Genomic DNA, 18,657 nt, shown 5'->3' with positions numbered 1-18,657 from the left:
TAGAGTCTGTTTCACTAGTTATACCTAAATGAAACTCCTACATAACCCAAGACTCATGCACGCTATAAAATGATCAAAGCGATGTACTAGACAGCCGCCGACCAAAAATTGTTACTTAATTCCAGCTAACTGGCGATAAGGTACAGACTTTTCGATATCGATGTTGAATGACGAGATTCTTTGTGGCGTATTGCCAGTTGCATTGACACTTTGTGCCATAGTCAAGAACAGAGCTGGATCGCCAGCTTTTGGCTTTTGCTCTTGTGGAAGGAATCTGCGTACTTCGACCTGCCAAATGATTTGGGGGAAACCCAGTTTGGCACGGTGGTAATCTTCGTATCGCGGAGATTTGATGTTAAATGGTAACTCGCCTGTAGATTGAGATGGCAGTATCCGACGGCGCTGATAGGGCACTGTGGAATATCCAAAATTGCTCAGGTACTCTTCAGTGTTGAGAACTTCATCAACAAAGCCTACAATACCCTTGGTAGCGACCACAATTGACCAAGCGATTTTTTCGCGCTCGTTGTATGGGTCACGTCCTAGAACGCGCTGAATTACTTGCTCAACAAAGCGGTAATTATTGTTGAGGTCGTAAAAGCTTTTTTTAAAGGTATTGGAAAGAACCAATCCACGAACAAAGTCTCGTACTGTAATTTGTCCATTACGGAGTTGAGACTCTAAATATGTTTCGCGATCGGCAGCAAAAGCATAAAAGAAAAGTTGACGATATGCTGCTTCGATCAGATCGCCTAAATCTGATGGAGACAGGATATTGTCTGTAGTAAAAATCCTGGGCTGTTCATCACCCGGTACTTCATATCCAGCAACACGCTGGTTTTGACTTGAAGGTTCATATTCTAACAGAGGAATTGCCATTCTAAAGCCTCCATGTTCTTAATTAAAGTTAACAACTTTAAATCACATATTAAGGGAGTAGTTGTATCAGAACCTCAGATTCTGATAAAATTTCACGAAACTTAACTAAGGGTGATTTTAAGTATTGGTATGAAAAACGATTAGCACACTGGATTTAACCCATAGCTAATCAATAAAAAAAGTAGTGCAACTTCCAGCTTAATAGTTACTGTAAATGACTAAAAAATTTTATTCACATATTTCAGATTAGAAGATTGAGTTTCACTTTTTTTAACTGGAGCAATAAAATTTAACATTCAGCAAAAGAAATTAATGGAAGATTGGGAATTGGGAAGAGGACTTGGGGACAAGGAGAATTGGGGACAAGGGGAAAGACTTGTTTCAAGTTCTCACCTATTGTCCCCTGCTCCCCTGCTCCCTGCCCCCTCAACGACCTATCCAAAATTCCAGAGGATCTATGGTTGACTTACAGTAAGGCCAGCTACGCAAAGTTGCTTCCATTCCTTCCTCCCAGTAGGGTGGTTCTAATCCCAGCCCTAAACATAGATGCGAGAGGATGCTAGCAAACTGCTGATTGTGACCAAAGTCTCCTAGATGGGCATGGGCGTATTCATGGACGACTACACCAAACCAGTCTTTAGGTGCAACTCGACCAACATCTACCAAAATAGTGATTGGATTTGTGAGAATATTGCACAGCCCGTCTATGCCAAAAGATTGAGCTATGGGGACTGCAAAAATTTGGATGTGGCGACGCTCTTGCGGATGAAAGCACTCATGACAAACTTCTAAGTAGGCGTTGATCTGAGCGTTTACGGTGTTAATATTTTCGCCAATCCAAGTACAAATGGGGATGCGATCGCGCAGGTTATCGAACACATCCACCATCCCCGGCTCTAGGGCAAGTCTCTGCACCCGATGCAGATAATCTTGCCCACGAGTAAAAGCATCACTTTGCTTGAGATAATTCACCAACCCAGAACTGAATAAAATTGTCTTTTTTCTACATCTTGCACTTGTGCGGATGTCACCTGTTCTGTGCCGGAAACCTCAACAGAACTTTCGATGCGGCTTTCAGTACAAAACGATGCCGTACTGAAGCCACCAAACCGTTTTACTGTACTGGTTCGCAGTCGCATATTTGGGCTGGCAAACCAGAACCTCTCAATGGAACTCATTGTTTCATATTCGGTTGTCAACACTAGTCCATCTTCATCATCCATGTGAAAAAGACCGACTACAGGCACAATTTCGGCATAGCCTCTTTCGCGCAGTAATTTGCCAGCCCTTGGGTTATCCTCATCAGGCACGATCGCAAATATAGTTTTCCCCTGATGGTTCTCTTCGTTCTCTCTATCCCAAGCCATTGTGCCTAGCCAACGCACACGTGACCCTCCTACTGAAAGGCTGGGGTCAATTTCATGATACTGGCACAGTTCAATAATTTCTGGATGATTGGCTTCCAGAGTTTCTACTTGTATATCCGATTCTCCCGTCTCTGAGCGCTTGAACGCCAGATGATGAGTTGCTCGTTGCGATCGCCACTTACCAGCACTTAGCTGAAAAAATTCCATTGCGTCTATCAATCTTCTGACTCCTACTTATGACTCCTGCGGATGATGTTATACGTGTTTTTTCTTTTTACAGTTATTGGTATATAAACATTCTAAACATTACAGCGATTAGCGATCAGCTTCAACAAACTCCCTACAAACGCAGGGTGAGATAGAGATGTTGTTACCAAATTGTAAATTTTTATGAGGGTGGTTATTTATAGCTTGACAATGTGGACACTTTAATATCTCAGTGCTAAAATAGTTTAAAGCGATCGTCTTCACATTACTAGTAACAACCGATACCTTCGATTCAGTCAATCAGAGGAGTGTAATGATGGATTTTCCAGTCGAATTAACATTAGAGCAACAGTTTCGCTTACAAAATTTGAAAGACCAGGTAAAGAATTTGAGTCAACAAGAAGCTCAAGAATTTTTGTTAGAAGTTTTACGGCAGATGATGGTAAAAGATAATTTGGTCAAACACCTGCTAAAACAAGCTTGATAGAGTAAAAAAAGAATATCCTTTCCTTAAGACTTACGCAGTGGCAGAGTTCCGTTGAAATGCGTAAGTCTTAATTTTTTAGGCATTGGAAGAGACAGGGGGCAGGGAGCAGGGGACAAGGGGACAAGAGGTGAGAACTTGAAACAAGTCTTTCCCCTTGTCCCCAATTCTCCTTGTCCCCAAGTCCTCTTCCCAATTCCCAAATTAAATATTACAGATTATTACTTTGTCTCTCATAGTAAAGACTAGGGCACTATTGATCCCCTATGTTTTTGTTTGGCTACTCACAGTTAATTCTGATCGAGAACACGCCAGAAATAATATCCGCCATTTGTGAATATTAAGGAGAACTCATGGTTCTTGATGCTTTTTCCAGAGCTGTAATTGCGGCTGATGCCAAAACCGCTCCTATCGGTGGTGCTGACTTAGCAGCCCTTAAGTCTTTCATTGCTGAAGGCAACAAGCGCCTTGATGCTGTGAATGCGATCGCCAGCAACGCTAGCTGTGCAGTTTCTGATGCCATTGCTGGTATTGCTTGTGAAAACACAGGTTTGCTTCAAGCTGGTGGTAACTTGTACCCCACTCGCCGGATGGCTGCTTGCCTACGTGATGCTGAAATCGTTCTGCGCTATGTAACTTATGCGTTATTGGCTGGCGATTCTTCTGTATTAGATGATCGCGCTTTGAACGGTCTGAAAGAAACCTACACAGCTTTGGGCGTACCTACTGGATCTTCTGTACGTGCTTTCCAAATCCTGAAGGCTATCAGCGTCGCTCACATCACCAACACCAACACTGAAGCTAACGCTGGCAAAAAATTCCGCAAGATTGACACTCCTCAAGGCGACTGCTCTGCTCTAGCTGCTGAAGCTGCTAGCTACTTCGATCGCGTTATTTCTGCTCTGAGCTAATTGCTAATCGCTAATGTCTTAAGCCTATTAGTCAAGCCAACTGAAATACAAAACCCGATCACATCTAATCTGGAGTATAAAAAGCAATGAAATCAGTTATCACTACGGTTATTGGATCTGCTGATGCAGCAGGTCGTTTTCCAACCACCTCTGATCTAGAATCCGTTCAAGGTAGCATTCAACGTGCTAGCGCTCGTTTAGAAGCTGCTGAAAAGTTGGCTGCTGGTATTGATGCAGTCGCTAAAGAAGCTTATGATGCTGCTTTTAAGAAATATCCTTACCTGACCCAAGAAGGTGAAGCTGGCGACACTCAAGTTAAGAAAGACAAGTGCTTCCGCGACATCAAGCACTATCTACGCTTGATCAACTACAGCTTAGTTGTGGGCGGTACTGGCCCTCTGGATGAGTGGGGTATTGCAGGCGCTCGTGAAGTTTACCGCTCTTTGGGTCTGCCTACTGCTCCCTACGTTACCGCGTTGACCTACACTCGCGATCGCGCTTGTTCTCCTCGTGACTTGTCTCCTCAAGCATTAGGTGAGTTCCGCGCTCTTCTCGACTACGTAATCAACTCCCTTTCATAAGTAATAGGATTTGACTAGACGTAGACGAGCGATCGTTATACTCTAAAACTCAGGGACTCTCAGTCTGTTGCTTTGCCTGTATCTGGTTGAGTGATTGATCAAGAGTCCCTCAGTTGTTACTAATTCTTAATTCGTAATTCGTAATTCGTAATTAATGATTGAACCTGGGGGATTTAAACAGGGAAATTTTCTTTTATGACAATAGATTCATTATTTGAACAGTTGAAACACCCTAACCCAAATCTGCGGGAACGAGCCATGTGGGAACTGGCTGATGTTCGTGATGAAAATACGATTTCTCGCTTAATGGGTATTTTGGATGAAGAAGATGTGACTTACCGTCGTGCTGCTGTTAAGGCACTGGGTGCTATTGGTACAGATGCTGTCCCATCATTGGTAGATTCATTAATAAATAGCGAGAATGCAACCATTCGGGGTAGTTGTGCTAAGGCTCTGGCACAGGTTGCTGCTAACCATCCCGATGTTCCTTTCCCAGATGAGGGCTTACAGGGATTAAAAACAGCGCTCAATGACCCAAATGCCGTTGTCTATATTGCATCAGTAATGGCACTGGGTGAAATTGGTTCTCCTGCCTTTGAAATTTTGGCTGAGGCTCTGAAAACAATAGATAATGTTGCCCTGGCTGTAGCGATTGTTAATGCACTGGGTTCGATGGGTGATATGCGGGGAGTAGAAGTGTTGACAGCATTAACTGATGATGAATCTGCCGATCCCTATGTTCGTGAATCAGCAGTGAGTGCTTTGCCCCGATTAGATCAGGTGATTAATTATAAAAGAGGATAGCGATCGCTATCCTCTTTTATACAACTACTTTTATCAATTCTAATAGAGCGGATACACTAGATGAACAAACTGGGTGTCACCTTGAAGTAATCTGCAAGTGCCTTAGCTTGTGCCTTACTAATCGACCGCTTACCGTTCACAACCTCAGACACAACGCCACTCGATCCGATGATGCCCACTAAGTCAGCTTGACGAGTATCACTAGCTTCCATAATGTGTTGGAGAACTTCATGCGGTGCAGATTCATCCATTGGATAGTTCTGTGCCTCATACACTTCAATCAGCGTTACTATCAGCTTATGCAGAGCTTGTTCTTCTGGAGTCCGATTCTTGCAAAATGTTAGGCGCTCTGCCACAGCTAGGGCGCGATCATACTCTTCTTCTGTCTCAATCACCTTGGGAGCAACTTCAGATAGCAGAATACTATAAGCAGCTTGGTCAAAAGTAAGGGTCATTTTTCCATTTACCTTTGTCGTATTCAGCGTGAGTTAGAAAGTATTTGTAATAAACCGTTTGGTTTTCGTAATCAATACCGACAATCAGGCGATAGTCATTCCCTTTGATATTAAATACAGTAAAATTTCCAACCGCTTCCGCATCCCGATAAATCTGGCGAACGTCCTCCAAGTTCCGCCATTCCACTTTTTTGACGGTTGCGTACCAGTCGTCAATTTGCTTTTTGACATCTGGGTACTGGGCAGCATCAATGCGGAGGTTACGAATCGCAATCAGATGCATTTGTCTTTAGGTTTTTTGTCTATATTTATTAATCAACAAAAAACTAATTGTCAATTAAATACTCTCAAAAAGAGAGGAAAATGTCAAGATGTGAACATACATGCCCTATTACCAAGAATCTTCCTCTAACTGTCTCTCAATTTGAGAAATCGCCAACTTGATCACCGCCTGAACTCCTGCTTCCTGTTCTTGGGTTAATGCGGCTTGTAGAGGTTCTAAGGCAGTGCGATCGCCAATTTTCATTAATGCTAGAGCCGCCGCTTTTCGGGTTTCCCAATCGGGATGATGCAGTAACTCAACTAGATTAGGAATCGCGGGTTGATAAGCCAGACTGCCCAAAGCAGATGCTGCTTCACAACGCACCATTAGAGATGAATCAGTGAGAGCGTTCACTAGAATGTGAAATGCTCCTTCTTCAGTACCTTCTTCAGCAATTTTAGCGATCGCACCCACCACCGCAGCGCGAACATCAGCCGAGTCTGAGTTAATTTCTCGATATAAATGCTCCTTCGCTTCTGCTCCAATAAATCCCAGCGCCCACACAGCATGTCCTTTAGCACTTTCTGGATACTCAGTTGACGCTAAGATTTTCAGCAATGCTGGCACAGCTGCCTCACCGATTTTGGCAAGTCCCCCCACCGCCGAGGTTTTGACCACTGTATCTTCATCATTTAGGAGGGCATTAACCAAGGTGGGAACTGCGATCGGATCGGCAATCAGTGTCAGGGTTTTGGCGCTGGCTCTGCGTACAACTGGGTTGGGGTGATTTGCCACAGCTTCCATTAATAAAGGGGTCGCTGGTTTACCGACTTTACCCAGCGCCTCTGCAAAACTCAACCTAACCATCCCCCGTGAGTCTCCCATACTCTCAATCATCTGCTTGAGTAGCTCTTGATCGTCAGAGTTGAAGGATTTTAAGCCTAATTGCTCATTCACTGTTGCAAGTAAAGCATCGGTTTCTGCCTGGGAAAGATGTAACGAATCTTCCCCGGATTGAGTTTTGGAGTCGAGCATTATGACTTATAGCTAAATTATCAAGATGATTACTAGTTATTGACGCTCAGAGCAGCTTGCTGATTACGTAGTTCTTGGAGGGCAGAATCAATTTTGGCAAGTTCAGGCTCCAGTTGTGCCATAACATTTACCCTCATCAATTTCGCCCGTTTTGCTGTTTCTGTAGTTTCTTGAACTAGACGTTCCCGATATAGCTCAAGTTCTGCAATCACTTCGGCGACATCTTGAGGAGTTATGTTATCGGTTGTTGTGAATTCTGAATTTTCATCCATAACTTTTGTTTCCTAAATGCGTGTTTATATGAATGATGTGTAGTCAGTGTTCGACTATCGTTTGTATGTGGTTACTCGCTAAAGAGCGGCACTTAGCAAATTCATAAAATTGAACTATTGGCAAGAGGTAACTAACAAGTCGCTGACAAACGCATATATTCCGATCTTCTCAGATAGCGTTACCACTGGTAAAGCTTTTTGATATAAATCTTCAAAAGTCACACCCAGCTACAGCCTTTAATCTTACTTAGGGTAAGTCTTCTAGGCTTTTTTATGTTGAAGTGCGTAGGCTTAGATCGTTGTAATTACTATTTTTTGGCGATCGCAAAAATTTTCGGTCTACTGAATGTATATAAATACTTAATTCAATTTCTTTTTCTTTAGCCGAAAGCTCTTGGTCCTATTTGGGTCAGTAGAAATATTTATTGTCTCTGTTAGCACTTCGTACCCTTTTTTGCTTAATACAATATCAACATCATCTCTAGAAGGGATTTCAATCTGAGCATAACCATTACTTTTTGTAAATGCTGTTGACGGAGCACCTTGACTGATAAATTGAATTTCTACATCTGATATTGGTGCACTATCTTCTGTTTGTACGATAAGTTGTACCTTAATCATTTCCTTTTGTTTGTTTTCAGTTCCTGTGTTATTCCCTTCTAGAAAGGGTAATTTATCGGATTGTACTACTCCAATTAAGACAAGCCCAATCAAGCCAAAGCCAACAAAAATCTTAACAGGGGTAGGTAAGCTATTCAAAAATTCTTTCATGTTAGCTAGAAGTAAAAATAATTGATTGTTTAACTTATGCTTAACTCTCGGAAGTTTCTTAAAGATTAACTTTTCATCTTCAGATATCTCGATTTCATGACCTGTTTTACGGGCAAATTCACGCCAGATAATATTCCTTAAATAGAAAACAAGTTGCGGATCTTCAAGAACTAGCATTCCAGATCTCTCGTCATAAAAGAGTAGTTTAGCTAGACGTACATTATTGTCAAAGCAAGTTTGTAGCTCACCATTTACTAATCTATCAAAACTTTGGCCTAACTCTGGATATTGATGTCTTGCTTCATTCATATAAATGAAGCCAACACCCTCACGACGAAGAAGCCATAAAAGTACAAGACCAGCGCCCTTTAATGGGCTGCTAGCATCCACACTTGCCAATATGTCCAATTCATTTCGGTATTTGAACGCAAACTGGTCAAGCACCTGACTCATTACATCAGTTGGTCCATACTCAATTATCTTATATTCTTTCTGTGTACCAGTCACGCCAGCCTTTGTAGCTAAATAGAGACAAAGATGTTGTGCTGTAAAAAAACTTCCATCCGAAGCTTCTACAATTTGTGCACGGTTATGAAATTTAATATTTGCTGCTCGCTCACCTTTCTCAATCATTGCCTGAACTTTTTCATCAGGCTGTTTGTTCATAGAAATTATTCCAACCCTCCCAGCCAGTTCTGGAAAACCCTCCATCAACATATGCCTAACTCGATTAATTCCAATAACTATAATTTTTGACTTGGGGGTATCTTGTTCCGATTGGAATTTAATAGCTTTCGCAACACGATCTTTGTATTCATCCGAGAGGTGATGGAAATCATCTATGATCAAGTAGCCATCAAATCCCTGGTTCAAGCTCTGCTCTATTTCTTTATGAGAGTTATTGGAAATAGAGGAAATCCATTTTGTGGGTAATGCTGGTTGAATACTGCTAATTACTCTACGCATTGTTGAAGTTTTACCTATTCCAGATGGTCCTTCAACAGCTAGTCCTTTTCCTAAAGTTTGCAACTCAACTTTGAAGTTTTCGAATTCCTGGGGTTCCTCGTAGTTAAGTTCAGGTGTACCTGCGGTGCGAAAGATATAACCAATTTGGTAAACTGACTTTTCTACAATTTCAGTAAAGTTAGGAGACGGTTTATCTGAAGATTCAATCTCCTCCTTATGAAAATTTCGAATCACATTTTGAAGACCACGCATTACATCAATCCAAGCTTCATTGCGATCTACCCAACTGCTCACTGGTTTGCCATCGCGTGGTAAAGACTGCATCTTATATAAAGGACTTTCGGGAGGTAGGTTTGTTGGGCTTAAGATGATGGGAATTATGCGAACCTGACCAGAATTATGCCTCACCAATGCCTTCTCAAGTTCAATTATCGTCCAATTTGATGACAAGTATGCAGAGCTTATAAGAACCAAAATTATGTCAGATATATTAAAGTTTTGATCAATTTCATTTGCCCAGTCAGCACCAGGTAAAATCATTCTATCTGTCCAAACATCGATTTCTCCCTGCCTTTGAAGTATTTGCAAATGTGCTGTCAATTCATACAACATATCATCATCTTTATTGGAGAATGAGATGAAGATTTTTGGTTTTTCAAAGCCTCCCAATTTATTGGAGTCGGAAGATAAATCAACAGAATCACTGTAATAAGCTTCAACAATTCTTCGGATTTCCTCTACGATTTCGCTGAACGCTTTATCACGATCAGCCCAACTTGTCAAAGGTTGTGCATTTCTAGGTAATACCTGAAGTTTGCTAAATGGGGTTATCATCCAATCTACTGGACGTAGAATCAAAGGAATTACGCGTGCCTCTCCATCTGCATGGCGCTCCAGTGCCCTAAGCATCTCATTATGGCAGTAATCTGACGCTAGATAGGAAGAACTAACGAGCAGTAAAATTATCTGCGCTCGTTCCAAATTTTGGTCACTTTGTACTGTCCAGTCTTGTGCGGCTGTTATGTCAATGTCACGATCACACCAAACCGAAATAAGCCCTTGCCGCTGCAAAGGCTTCAGATGTTCTGCCAATTCATCTCGCAAACCTTCATCTTTATGTGAATAAGAAATAAAAATTTCGACTGGCTTATTTGATATCATGGGTGTCGTGGTGAACAAGATATAAACCTATTTAGTTTCAGTATGTTATATTCTTGAACAAAAATAATTATACAAATTGCCTATGAAAATTCACACAATAAAACACTTGAAATTCTGTGCTGGGAGTTATTTTATGCAGTCTCACATAGATTTGGTATCAAGTTGATAGATGAGGTGAAGTAACAAAATTATTAACTCCTTTCTGCTCTTTGCGTGTCCGCGTCTGTGGGTGAGTAAATCCTCTTATTAACACGGAGATAAAACAGTGTTCAATCTTTCACATCCCAAGTGATCGCTAACTTGCACCCCTAATATACACTGCTGGCACAATCAGTAGACCGAAAAGTTTTGCGATCTCCAAAAAATAGTGGTGTATGATACCGCTTTTTGGGAAATGTATAAAAGCTGATTGCCTTGGATAAATTATAAGAGTCTACTGACTGTACAAAAACCACTTAAAAAGTTTCCTCTAGTGGGAAAATATCTCCTCGCAAGTAGGATTCAAAATTTTTCTTAAAGTATTGAATGCTCGTCACATTCGGTTCGTCACTTTCTGTTGGCGTGAATTCATAAATTGGTACTTTTTCTCTCACCAACTCGACCAACCTAGGATGAAGCTGCTCAAAAGAATCTACTCTAAATATTGTTGTTTCAAATCTTAATTTAGCTGGATGAGCATATCCTAATTTCATCCAGGGCAACCAAGGACAGTCTCTCGCCCATTTTGCAGGAGGAACTTCAGTTGCATCAGGTCGGCAAGTATTTGATATAAAGTACTCAACTCCCTTAAACTTTTCTCCAGGGCAATAATCTAAATATTTACTATCTCCTGCTAAAGGATGTGGGTATTCTAAAGGAATTTCCATAACCGAGGTAATGTATCCCTTGCCTTTGGGTATAACAGATTTCTTTGGTTTGACTGAGCCTTGGACAATGCGGTTAGCAATGTGAACTACTGGTACTGGTTGACTTGCTGTTGGTGACTGCCAAAAGTGCAGAATTTCTTGAGTATCTGGATCGCAAAATAAACCCAACTCTCTATTGATGCGATACCCAACCTCGCCATGTTCAGGATCGGGTTTGAGAAATACTTTGGTAGCATTCATCCCAATAATAGAGAACAATTTTTCTTTTGGCTTGTCTGGCGTTTCTTGCCACCATATTTCTCCAGACCAGTTGTAATAAAGCTGTAACCCATGATTTTTTCTGTAAAAATCAAGGTTATTAAATTCGTAGTCATCTAAATAATCATTCATATATAGGCATTCGCTTTTATTTGTGATGTACTTTGGCTTAAAAGGCAATAGCAAGGGGGAAAAAGGCAATAGGAAAGAAAGCTTTTTTTGTTGTACCTAGGGAAAAATTAAATATGAGTCTTATAGGACTCTTATCATTTTAAAATGACTACTAAGATGCAAAGCGGTTTGTCGCTAGACATAGCAACGTTCATCTAACAGAGCTTACATAAAAAAATTTTGCAGTCCCCAGTCCCTAGTACGATAGTAAACATGAACTCTGAGCAATTATCCACGAGCCATTTATAGATCAATGGATAAACGTTTTTTTAAAATGTTTGGGCTAACAGAAGAACAAGCGATCGCAATTATCGATACACCATTAGAACAACTCGAAGACGCTTCTGATAAGTATATTGCTGTTTCCCATCTGATTAATTATCCCACTGAACAGTCGATCGCGGCTTTGGTACGAGCGATTGAAACTAGTAACCCTGATGAGTTAGACCATCGCATTGTTCGACGCAAGGCTGTGGAAAGCTTGGGACGATTGCAGGCGGAATCAGCTTTACCTGTAATTCGGCAGTGCCTTAAAGATGATGATATTTATACTGTCGAAAATACCGTGTGGGCGATCGGGGAAATCGGGACTAAAGATCCAGATATTCTTGAAGAAGTGGCGCAACTACTGGATAAACCAGGTCAAATTTATCGAGTTATTATTCACACTTTAGCTAATGCTGACTATCAGCCGTCTTTGGAACGTGTAAATAAATTTACTCAAGCTGAAGATGAACCTACGCGTAGTGCTGCGATCGCTACAGTTTGTCGTTTTAGCGGTGACTACTCCCAAATCACTGAGGTGATGGCGCTGCTGCAAAGTTCTAGCGTCAATGCACGGCGGGGTTGCATTCAAGACTTGATTGATGCACGCTACTACAAAGCCATCCCAGAAATTGCCCGTTGTCCTGTATCTCTGGTGTTTCGCCTGCGAGGTTTGCGAATGCTTTTGGATGCAGGCGTTCCCAGTGGTGAAATTACCTTTACAGAAATTCAACCTTACTTAGAAAAAGTACTTTACGATCATCCTAACGACCTTGATTTAGTACATGAGTATGACGCGACCCCTGTATTAGATTTTGTCATTAACGAACTCTACGAAACCGATTTTGGACGCTGCTATTTGGCGACAAAAACCTTACTAGATATCTATCCCCAAGAAGCACCCCAAGCACTTTTAACAACTTATGGGGATAAAGCATATAACGATTATGGCGCTCATTATCATGTAATGAAACTTTTCGGCTGGCTGAAATATGCTCCCGCCTACGATTTGTTAATAGAAAACCTGCACAACCGCGAACCTCAGTTTCAGAAATCTCGTGCGGCGTGTGCGATCGCTCTTGGTGAATTGGGTGATTCACGAGCAATTTCTGAAATCAAAATTTGCCTCAATACGCCAATTTGGGATTTGAAATATGCTTGTTTATTGGCGCTAGACCGCTTAGGAGATTCCTCTGGTCGGCAAATTTGCACTAAAGATGCTGATTGGTTAATTAGGGCGAAAGCAACAAGTACTAAATAGTTAGGAGTTAGAAGTTTGGAGTTAAAAGGCAATACGGTTCAATTAAGCATTTTTTCCGTCTCTCTGTGCCGCGCCAGTTGCTTTAAGTCGGGGAACCCGCCCAACGCACTGGCTTCTCTGCGCCTCTGTGGTAGCCTGCGGCAAGCCGAAACGTCTACGTTAAAAAAATTGACTGTGACAAAGAGTTTTAACCTTACCTGAACTGTATTGAGTTAAAAGGGCGGTTAGAAACCGCGTCTACACAAACAAAACCCGCCTACGCGGGTTAAAAACAATAGACTTAAGCCCATCATTAATTTTCTATTAGCCCACGGAGGTGGGCTTTGTCTGTGTAGCCGCGAATTCCATTCGCTAGGTTTAAGTTGTGCGTCCTGACAATTTAGGACTTGCTACTCTTAACTGCTTCGTTTAACACTAACTCTGGTTCTGGTGTCTTTTCTTCTTCTTCTGGCAAACCATAAATTGACCTGTACAACTTGACGTACTCTTTAGCAGATTTATACCAACTAAAATCTTCATTCATGCCCCGTTTTTGTAGTTCTTGCCATTGCGGTTTGAAACGGAAGCCTTCCCAAGCTCGGATCATACAAGTGAAAAGGTCTAGCGGTTCATAGCGGTCAAAGCAATAACCAGTACCTGCGGCATTTTCGGGGTCGTGATGGCTTACGGTGTCAACTAATCCACCTGTGCGGCGAACAATAGGTACTGAACCGTAACGCAAAGACATCATTTGACTGATACCGCATGGTTCAAAACGACTAGGCATCAAGAAGGCATCAGTACCAGCATAAATGCGGCGAGACAGGGCATCGTTATACAGTAAGTAAGTTGCCATGCGTCCCGGAAAGCGGGATGCTAATTGCCACATCTGAGTTTCATAGTAGCGATCGCCTGTTCCCAACAAAACAAACTGTGCATCTGTATAAGATAGGAAGCGATCGAGGATTTGCAAGATCAAATCAATGCCTTTTTGTTCTACTAATCGGGTAACAATCCCAATTAAAAAGGCTTTAGAATTGACTTCTAATCCTACTTCTTCTTGCAAAGCAATTTTGTTAGCCTTGCGTTTATCTAAAGTCTCAGTAGTGAAGGTTTGAGCAATATATTTGTCATCTTCGGGATTATAAACTTCAGTATCAATCCCATTGATAATCCCCGATAACTTACCGCTAATAAAAGACAGCAAACCTTCTAATGTTTCACCATAAGCAGGTGTCTTGATTTGCTCGGCGTATGTAGGCGAAACTGTATTTACCTTATTGGCAAATTGCACTGCTGCTGCCATTGTGTTGTGTCCTTGCATATACCAAGGACACCAAGTAATTTTTTCTAAATACCAACGCCACGGCCCTTGATAAGCCAGGTTATGAATGGTAAACACTGTGGTGATATCTGGATCTTGGTGCATCCACACCGGAATCATCCCCGTATGCCAGTCATGACAATGGATAATGTCTGGTTTCCAGTAATTCCAGGCAAACTCGGCTGCACCATTGGAAAAGAAAGTGAACCGCCAGTCTTCATCATCTCCAGAATAAATGCGGCGAGGTAGGAAGACGGGATGTCCAAATAAGTACAAGGGAACATCAGTACCAGGCAGAACGCTTTCATAAACAGCAAATTCCTGGAACATGGCAGACCCCCGCCAGATGGGTTCTTTGGGAATTTCCATTTTGTCTGGCAGGAAGCCATAGTAAGGCAAGAATATCCGCACATCATGCCCCATTTCTCTCAGAAATTTGGGTAATGCCCCAACAACATCACCCATTCCTCCTACTTTCGCAATGGGTGCTGCTTCTGCTGCAACAAATAGAATCCGCATGGTAATTTTTGCTTCCCCGATTCTGTCTATAATTGTCAAATTAACTTGATGATCGCGACCAACGCAATTTGTCGCGTCTTTGGTACAACGACGATCAATTCTTATCTAATCACATCGGCTTGCCCAATTGCTTAGGAACCGCGTTGAATGACCGCAAAAATTTCTGATAAAATTTCTTGCGCTCCCTGTTGCCGTAATAACTCTGCTAGTTCAATACCTAGCGCTTCGGCATTGTTGGCAATTCCAGTGACGGTATCTTTTACCAACTTTTGACCATCTATACTGGCAACTATGCCTGTTAAGGTCAAATTCTCACCAGAGATTTCTGTATTTACACCAATAGGTACTTGACATCCGCCTTCTAAAGAGCGTAGAAAAGAACGTTCGGCGAGACAGCGATCGCGTGTTGCAGGATGTTCGATTGCTTTGAGTAGAGTTAGCAATTCACTATCATCAGCACGGCATTCTATCCCTAAAGCACCTTGTCCAACGGCGTGGAGGGAAATTTCTTTGGGGATAATTTGATGAACGCGATCGCTCATTTCCAATCTTTCTAATCCGGCGGCTGCCAAAATTAAGGCATCGTATTCGCCTGCATCCAGTTTTGCCAATCGTGTAATCAAATTTCCCCGCACATCTTTAAAAGTAAAGTGGGGGAAGTGGTGGCGTAACTGTGCTAACCGCCGCAGTGAAGATGTCCCAATTACTGCACCTTCGGGTAAAGTATCGATTTGTTTATCTTTGTGCTTTTCATGCACAACTAAGGCATCGGCTGGATTTTCCCGTTCAGTAATTGCTGCCAGTGTCAATCCTTCTGGTAAGTTAGTCGGCAAATCCTTGAGGGAATGAACCGCAAAGTCAATCTCTTGATTGAGCATTCCCACTTCAAGTTCTTTAGTAAAAAGTCCTTTATCGCCAATCTTAGCTAATGCTACATCAAGGATTTTGTCGCCTTGGGTAGACATGGTGTGGACTTCAAAAGTGATATCAGGAAAGCTTTTCTGGAGTTGCGCTTGTACCCAATAGGTTTGAACCAAAGCAAGTTGGCTTTTGCGTGAACCGATCCGAATAGTGCGTGGGGGACTAGAAACAACTGAAGTCATAAAACTATATATCAAAGGAGGCGATAAATTCACTCTCATCTAGACTACCGTAGTCAGGGACTCATACTAATTTTGGGGTTTGGATTTTGGATTTTGGATTACAATTCTTTACCAAAAGCTGGTTTTGGGAATCTTGAACAATGCTAGTTAGTACAGCATTTGATTAGTTTGTAGCGAATTTAATTTAACAATACCCTGCAATGTTAATGCGTCAGTTAACAATGCCAATGCATCGGTTAATAATGCCAATGTGTTGCCTTGCATTAAAAACACTACGCTTTTAGCAAGCCAAATAATGAAAAAACGTAGACATAGAGCAGTTTGCACAGGCTAACGCATTCGCGTAAGTCTGTCTGCAACAGGCTGCATGAACGTAGAGAAGGGCACAAAGAATAAGAGTTTGAGAGAGTTATTGCGTAAATCCTACTTTATAGTAATGGCAGAGCGATCGCACAAGTTGTACCAATTCCTACTTCAGTGGTGATGTTAATACAACCTTGGTGTAAGTCCACGCACTTTTTCACCACTACTAACCCTAAGCCTGTACCAGGAATGCTCCTGACATTTTTGCCACGATGAAACGGCTCAAACAGCTGCTTTTGATCTGCTAGCGGAATCCCAATACCCTGATCTTGAACCTGGAGAATCACCGTATCTGATTGAAACTCCAGACTAAGATGAACATTCCCTCCTTGAGGAGAATATTTAATCGCATTCAGCAGCAAATTAGACAAAATCGAACGCAACAACCTTTCATCCACCCAGCATGGAACAGCTTTCCCTTGGCAAACAAAGCTAAGTGTGTGTCTCTCATCTGTACTTAGGCGCATTTCTTCGACAAAATCACCGCAAAATTCTTCTAAATCTAGAAGTTTAGGATTAAATTCTAGTTTTCCGGTTTCGGCTCGGTTGATGGTTAAAATATCGTCTAACATCTGAACCATATTTTTGACAGAGAGTTGAATTCTCTGCAAGTTCCTCAGTCGCTTAGAAGAGTTATCCCATTCATCCTGACAATTTTCTAGCAATTGGGCAGCTGCTAAAGCAGTACTTAGAGGTGTGCGAAACTCGTGAGATGCCATTGAGAAAAAACGTGTTTTTAGCACACTAAGTTCTCTCTCTCGCTCTAGCGCCATCCGAATTTCATCTAACCGCTTGCGCCCTGTAATGTCACGTTGTACTGATATCCAGTGGGTATACCAGCCAGTTTGATCGGCTACGGGGACAATGCTGAATTCATTCCAGAATTCCGAGCCGTCTTTGCGGTAGTTAATTACCTGAACGGTAACTGTTTCCCAACGAGAAAGAGCAGTCCAAACTTTATCCAGTTCCGCCCGACTTGTTTTTGCTCCTTGCAAAATACGGGGCGTTTTACCTAACACTTCTTCCAGGCTGTAACCTGTGATTCGGGTGAATGCTTCATTAACATAAATGATGTGCGGTCCAGGTTCGCCAATTGGTTGTGCTTCGGTGATAACTACCGCATCGTTAGTATTTACAACCACAGATTGCAGCAACCTTACCTGTTCTTCCTGCTGCTTTTGGTGTGTGATATCGGCAATTACTGCCACCATACCGTTGATACTATCGTCACTATCATGCAAGGGAGCAGCAGAGAAAACTATATCGATCGCAGTGCCATCTTTTTTAAAACGGCGCAATTCCACTCTGGTATAAGTTGTTCCTTGTAATATACTTTCTTGCAGAGTGTTGTATTCTTCTAATTGATCGTCTAAAAAGATTGGGTTAGGATGGTCAATCGCTTCCGCCTCCGTCCAGCCAAACATCCGTTCAGCAGCCGGATTCCAGATTTTCACATTCCCTTCTAAATCAAGTGTGAAAATAGCGCGAGGAGAGGCAGTAATCAAAGCTTGCAATGCTGCTTGCGTGCGTTGACGTTCAGCTATTTCTGCTCTTAGAGAGACATTAGCTTTAGCTAACTCTTGAGTTCGTTGTTGGACACGATGTTCTAATTCAGCGTTGAGTGTTTGTAGCTGCTTGTAAAGTTCTGATTGTTGAATAGCGATCGCTACCTGGGTTGCAAGTTGCTTCATCAATTCAATTTCCCAAGATTCCCATACACGGGTGCGATCGCACTGATGAGCAATTAATAAGCCCCAAAGATAAGGTGTAGAAGCAGGAGTTTTGCGATCGCGTTGTTTATCTGCTTCCCGATTTTCTTGGAGAATTGGCACTACTAACTTAGCTTTAACACCAAACTGTTTCACAAAGTCTGCTAAACATGGTTCGACATCAGCTTGTTCAACATTAGCGATCGCACGGGTTTTCCCCAATGAATAAGCTTGGTGATATTCTTTCGGAAACACTTCTTCTGGAAAAGTTTCTCCTAAAATTTTTGTATATTCAGGTAAAACTGTTTCAGTGATTGCGCTACCTGTCCCATCTTCCCAAAGGCGATAAATTAACACCCGATCTGCTTGAAGAAACTCGCGCACTTCTGCAACGGTAGTAGTCAGAACCTCATCTAACTCCAAAGACTCACGGATATGTTGAGCAATTTGGTTTACCAACCGTTCCCGCTCAGTTTGTTGCCGCAGAATCACTTCTGCCCGTTGCCGTCTAGTTACTTCAAGGTTGAGAAAATAGTAAATTATCCCTAATGCAATAATGCTAAAGCCAACACCGATTGGAGCGAGATTGATAATACTAAAATCGGGCATGGATAAGAAAAATTACAGGCATCTGATTTAGTTTACTGTTTTCTGCTCATCCATTAGTTCCGAACGTTGATAAACT

Annotated in this window: 17 protein-coding genes; 5 read left to right on the top strand and 12 right to left on the bottom strand. The window is 42.0% G+C overall.

The window, feature by feature from the left end:
- Positions 1–111 precede the first annotated feature (111 nt).
- The 3 genes from GJB62_RS17950 to GJB62_RS17940 all read right to left on the bottom strand — a co-directional run bounded on the left by GJB62_RS17950 (position 112) and on the right by GJB62_RS17940 (position 2,462).
- Positions 112–879, bottom strand: a complete 768-nt coding sequence (locus GJB62_RS17950; protein ID WP_012410166.1) for a phycobilisome rod-core linker polypeptide — start codon at positions 877–879, stop codon at positions 112–114.
- Between the two features lie 426 nt (positions 880–1,305).
- Positions 1,306–1,851 (bottom strand): hypothetical protein, encoded by a 546-nt coding sequence (locus GJB62_RS17945; protein WP_114081197.1) that lies wholly within the window; start codon positions 1,849–1,851, stop codon positions 1,306–1,308.
- On the bottom strand, positions 1,848–2,462 hold the full coding sequence (locus tag GJB62_RS17940) for a phycobiliprotein lyase (protein ID WP_114081247.1): 615 nt from the start codon (positions 2,460–2,462) through the stop codon (positions 1,848–1,850). Before GJB62_RS17940 ends, GJB62_RS17945 begins: the two co-directional genes overlap by 4 nt.
- A gap of 307 nt (positions 2,463–2,769) precedes the next feature.
- Here GJB62_RS17940 and GJB62_RS17935 point away from each other — a divergent pair, with 307 nt between their 5' ends.
- The 4 genes from GJB62_RS17935 to GJB62_RS17920 all read left to right on the top strand — a co-directional run bounded on the left by GJB62_RS17935 (position 2,770) and on the right by GJB62_RS17920 (position 5,233).
- Positions 2,770–2,937 carry an NblA/ycf18 family protein gene (locus GJB62_RS17935; protein WP_114081198.1) on the top strand — a complete coding sequence of 56 codons (168 nt, stop codon included), beginning with the start codon at positions 2,770–2,772 and terminating at the stop codon, positions 2,935–2,937.
- A 353-nt stretch (positions 2,938–3,290) separates the two neighbouring features.
- A complete protein-coding gene (locus GJB62_RS17930; RefSeq protein ID WP_012410162.1) occupies positions 3,291–3,848 on the top strand; it encodes a bleomycin hydrolase in 558 nt (185 codons plus the stop codon).
- Between the two features lie 86 nt (positions 3,849–3,934).
- On the top strand, positions 3,935–4,429 hold the full coding sequence (locus tag GJB62_RS17925; protein ID WP_012410161.1) for a bleomycin hydrolase: 495 nt from the start codon (positions 3,935–3,937) through the stop codon (positions 4,427–4,429).
- A 195-nt stretch (positions 4,430–4,624) separates the two neighbouring features.
- Entirely contained in the window at positions 4,625–5,233 is a 609-nt protein-coding gene (locus GJB62_RS17920; protein WP_114081199.1) for a HEAT repeat domain-containing protein, read from the top strand.
- 56 nt (positions 5,234–5,289) lie between these two features.
- On the opposite strand, the gene GJB62_RS17915 is transcribed toward GJB62_RS17920, so the two are convergent.
- From GJB62_RS17915 to GJB62_RS17890, 6 genes are all read right to left on the bottom strand, one after another.
- Positions 5,290–5,688 (bottom strand): transcriptional regulator, encoded by a 399-nt coding sequence (locus GJB62_RS17915; RefSeq protein ID WP_114081200.1) that lies wholly within the window; start codon positions 5,686–5,688, stop codon positions 5,290–5,292.
- Positions 5,672–5,971 carry a type II toxin-antitoxin system HigB family toxin gene (locus GJB62_RS17910; protein ID WP_114081201.1) on the bottom strand — a complete coding sequence of 100 codons (300 nt, stop codon included), beginning with the start codon at positions 5,969–5,971 and terminating at the stop codon, positions 5,672–5,674. The genes GJB62_RS17915 and GJB62_RS17910 overlap by 17 nt, the downstream gene beginning before the upstream one ends.
- A 108-nt stretch (positions 5,972–6,079) precedes the next feature.
- Positions 6,080–6,985, bottom strand: a complete 906-nt coding sequence (locus GJB62_RS17905) for a HEAT repeat domain-containing protein (RefSeq protein WP_114081202.1) — start codon at positions 6,983–6,985, stop codon at positions 6,080–6,082.
- A gap of 32 nt (positions 6,986–7,017) precedes the next feature.
- Positions 7,018–7,257: a hypothetical protein gene (locus GJB62_RS17900; protein ID WP_114081203.1), complete on the bottom strand. Its 240-nt coding sequence runs from the start codon at positions 7,255–7,257 to the stop codon at positions 7,018–7,020.
- Between the two features lie 360 nt (positions 7,258–7,617).
- On the bottom strand, positions 7,618–10,155 hold the full coding sequence (locus tag GJB62_RS17895) for a TIR domain-containing protein (protein WP_114081204.1): 2,538 nt from the start codon (positions 10,153–10,155) through the stop codon (positions 7,618–7,620).
- 455 nt (positions 10,156–10,610) lie between these two features.
- The gene (locus GJB62_RS17890) at positions 10,611–11,411 is read right to left on the bottom strand and encodes a DUF1838 family protein (RefSeq protein ID WP_114081205.1); all 801 of its coding nucleotides are present in this window, start codon (positions 11,409–11,411) and stop codon (positions 10,611–10,613) included.
- A 292-nt stretch (positions 11,412–11,703) separates the two neighbouring features.
- On the opposite strand from GJB62_RS17890, the gene GJB62_RS17885 reads away from it, so the two are divergent.
- Positions 11,704–12,975 carry a HEAT repeat domain-containing protein gene (locus GJB62_RS17885; RefSeq protein WP_114081206.1) on the top strand — a complete coding sequence of 424 codons (1,272 nt, stop codon included), beginning with the start codon at positions 11,704–11,706 and terminating at the stop codon, positions 12,973–12,975.
- A 379-nt stretch (positions 12,976–13,354) separates the two neighbouring features.
- Here the strand turns inward: GJB62_RS17885 and glgA are convergent, their stop codons facing one another.
- From glgA to GJB62_RS17870, 3 genes are all read right to left on the bottom strand, one after another.
- A complete protein-coding gene (glgA, locus tag GJB62_RS17880; protein ID WP_114081207.1) occupies positions 13,355–14,797 on the bottom strand; it encodes a glycogen synthase GlgA in 1,443 nt (480 codons plus the stop codon).
- 131 nt (positions 14,798–14,928) lie between these two features.
- Entirely contained in the window at positions 14,929–15,900 is a 972-nt protein-coding gene (gene hemC, locus GJB62_RS17875; RefSeq protein ID WP_114081208.1) for a hydroxymethylbilane synthase, read from the bottom strand.
- A gap of 428 nt (positions 15,901–16,328) precedes the next feature.
- Entirely contained in the window at positions 16,329–18,581 is a 2,253-nt protein-coding gene (locus tag GJB62_RS17870; protein WP_114081210.1) for a PAS domain S-box protein, read from the bottom strand.
- Positions 18,582–18,657: the final 76 nt, after the last annotated feature.

It is taken from the genome of Nostoc sp. ATCC 53789, assembly GCF_009873495.1.
GTDB lineage: Bacteria > Cyanobacteriota > Cyanobacteriia > Cyanobacteriales > Nostocaceae > Nostoc > Nostoc muscorum_A.
This window is presented reverse-complemented; position numbering and strand designations above follow the sequence as displayed.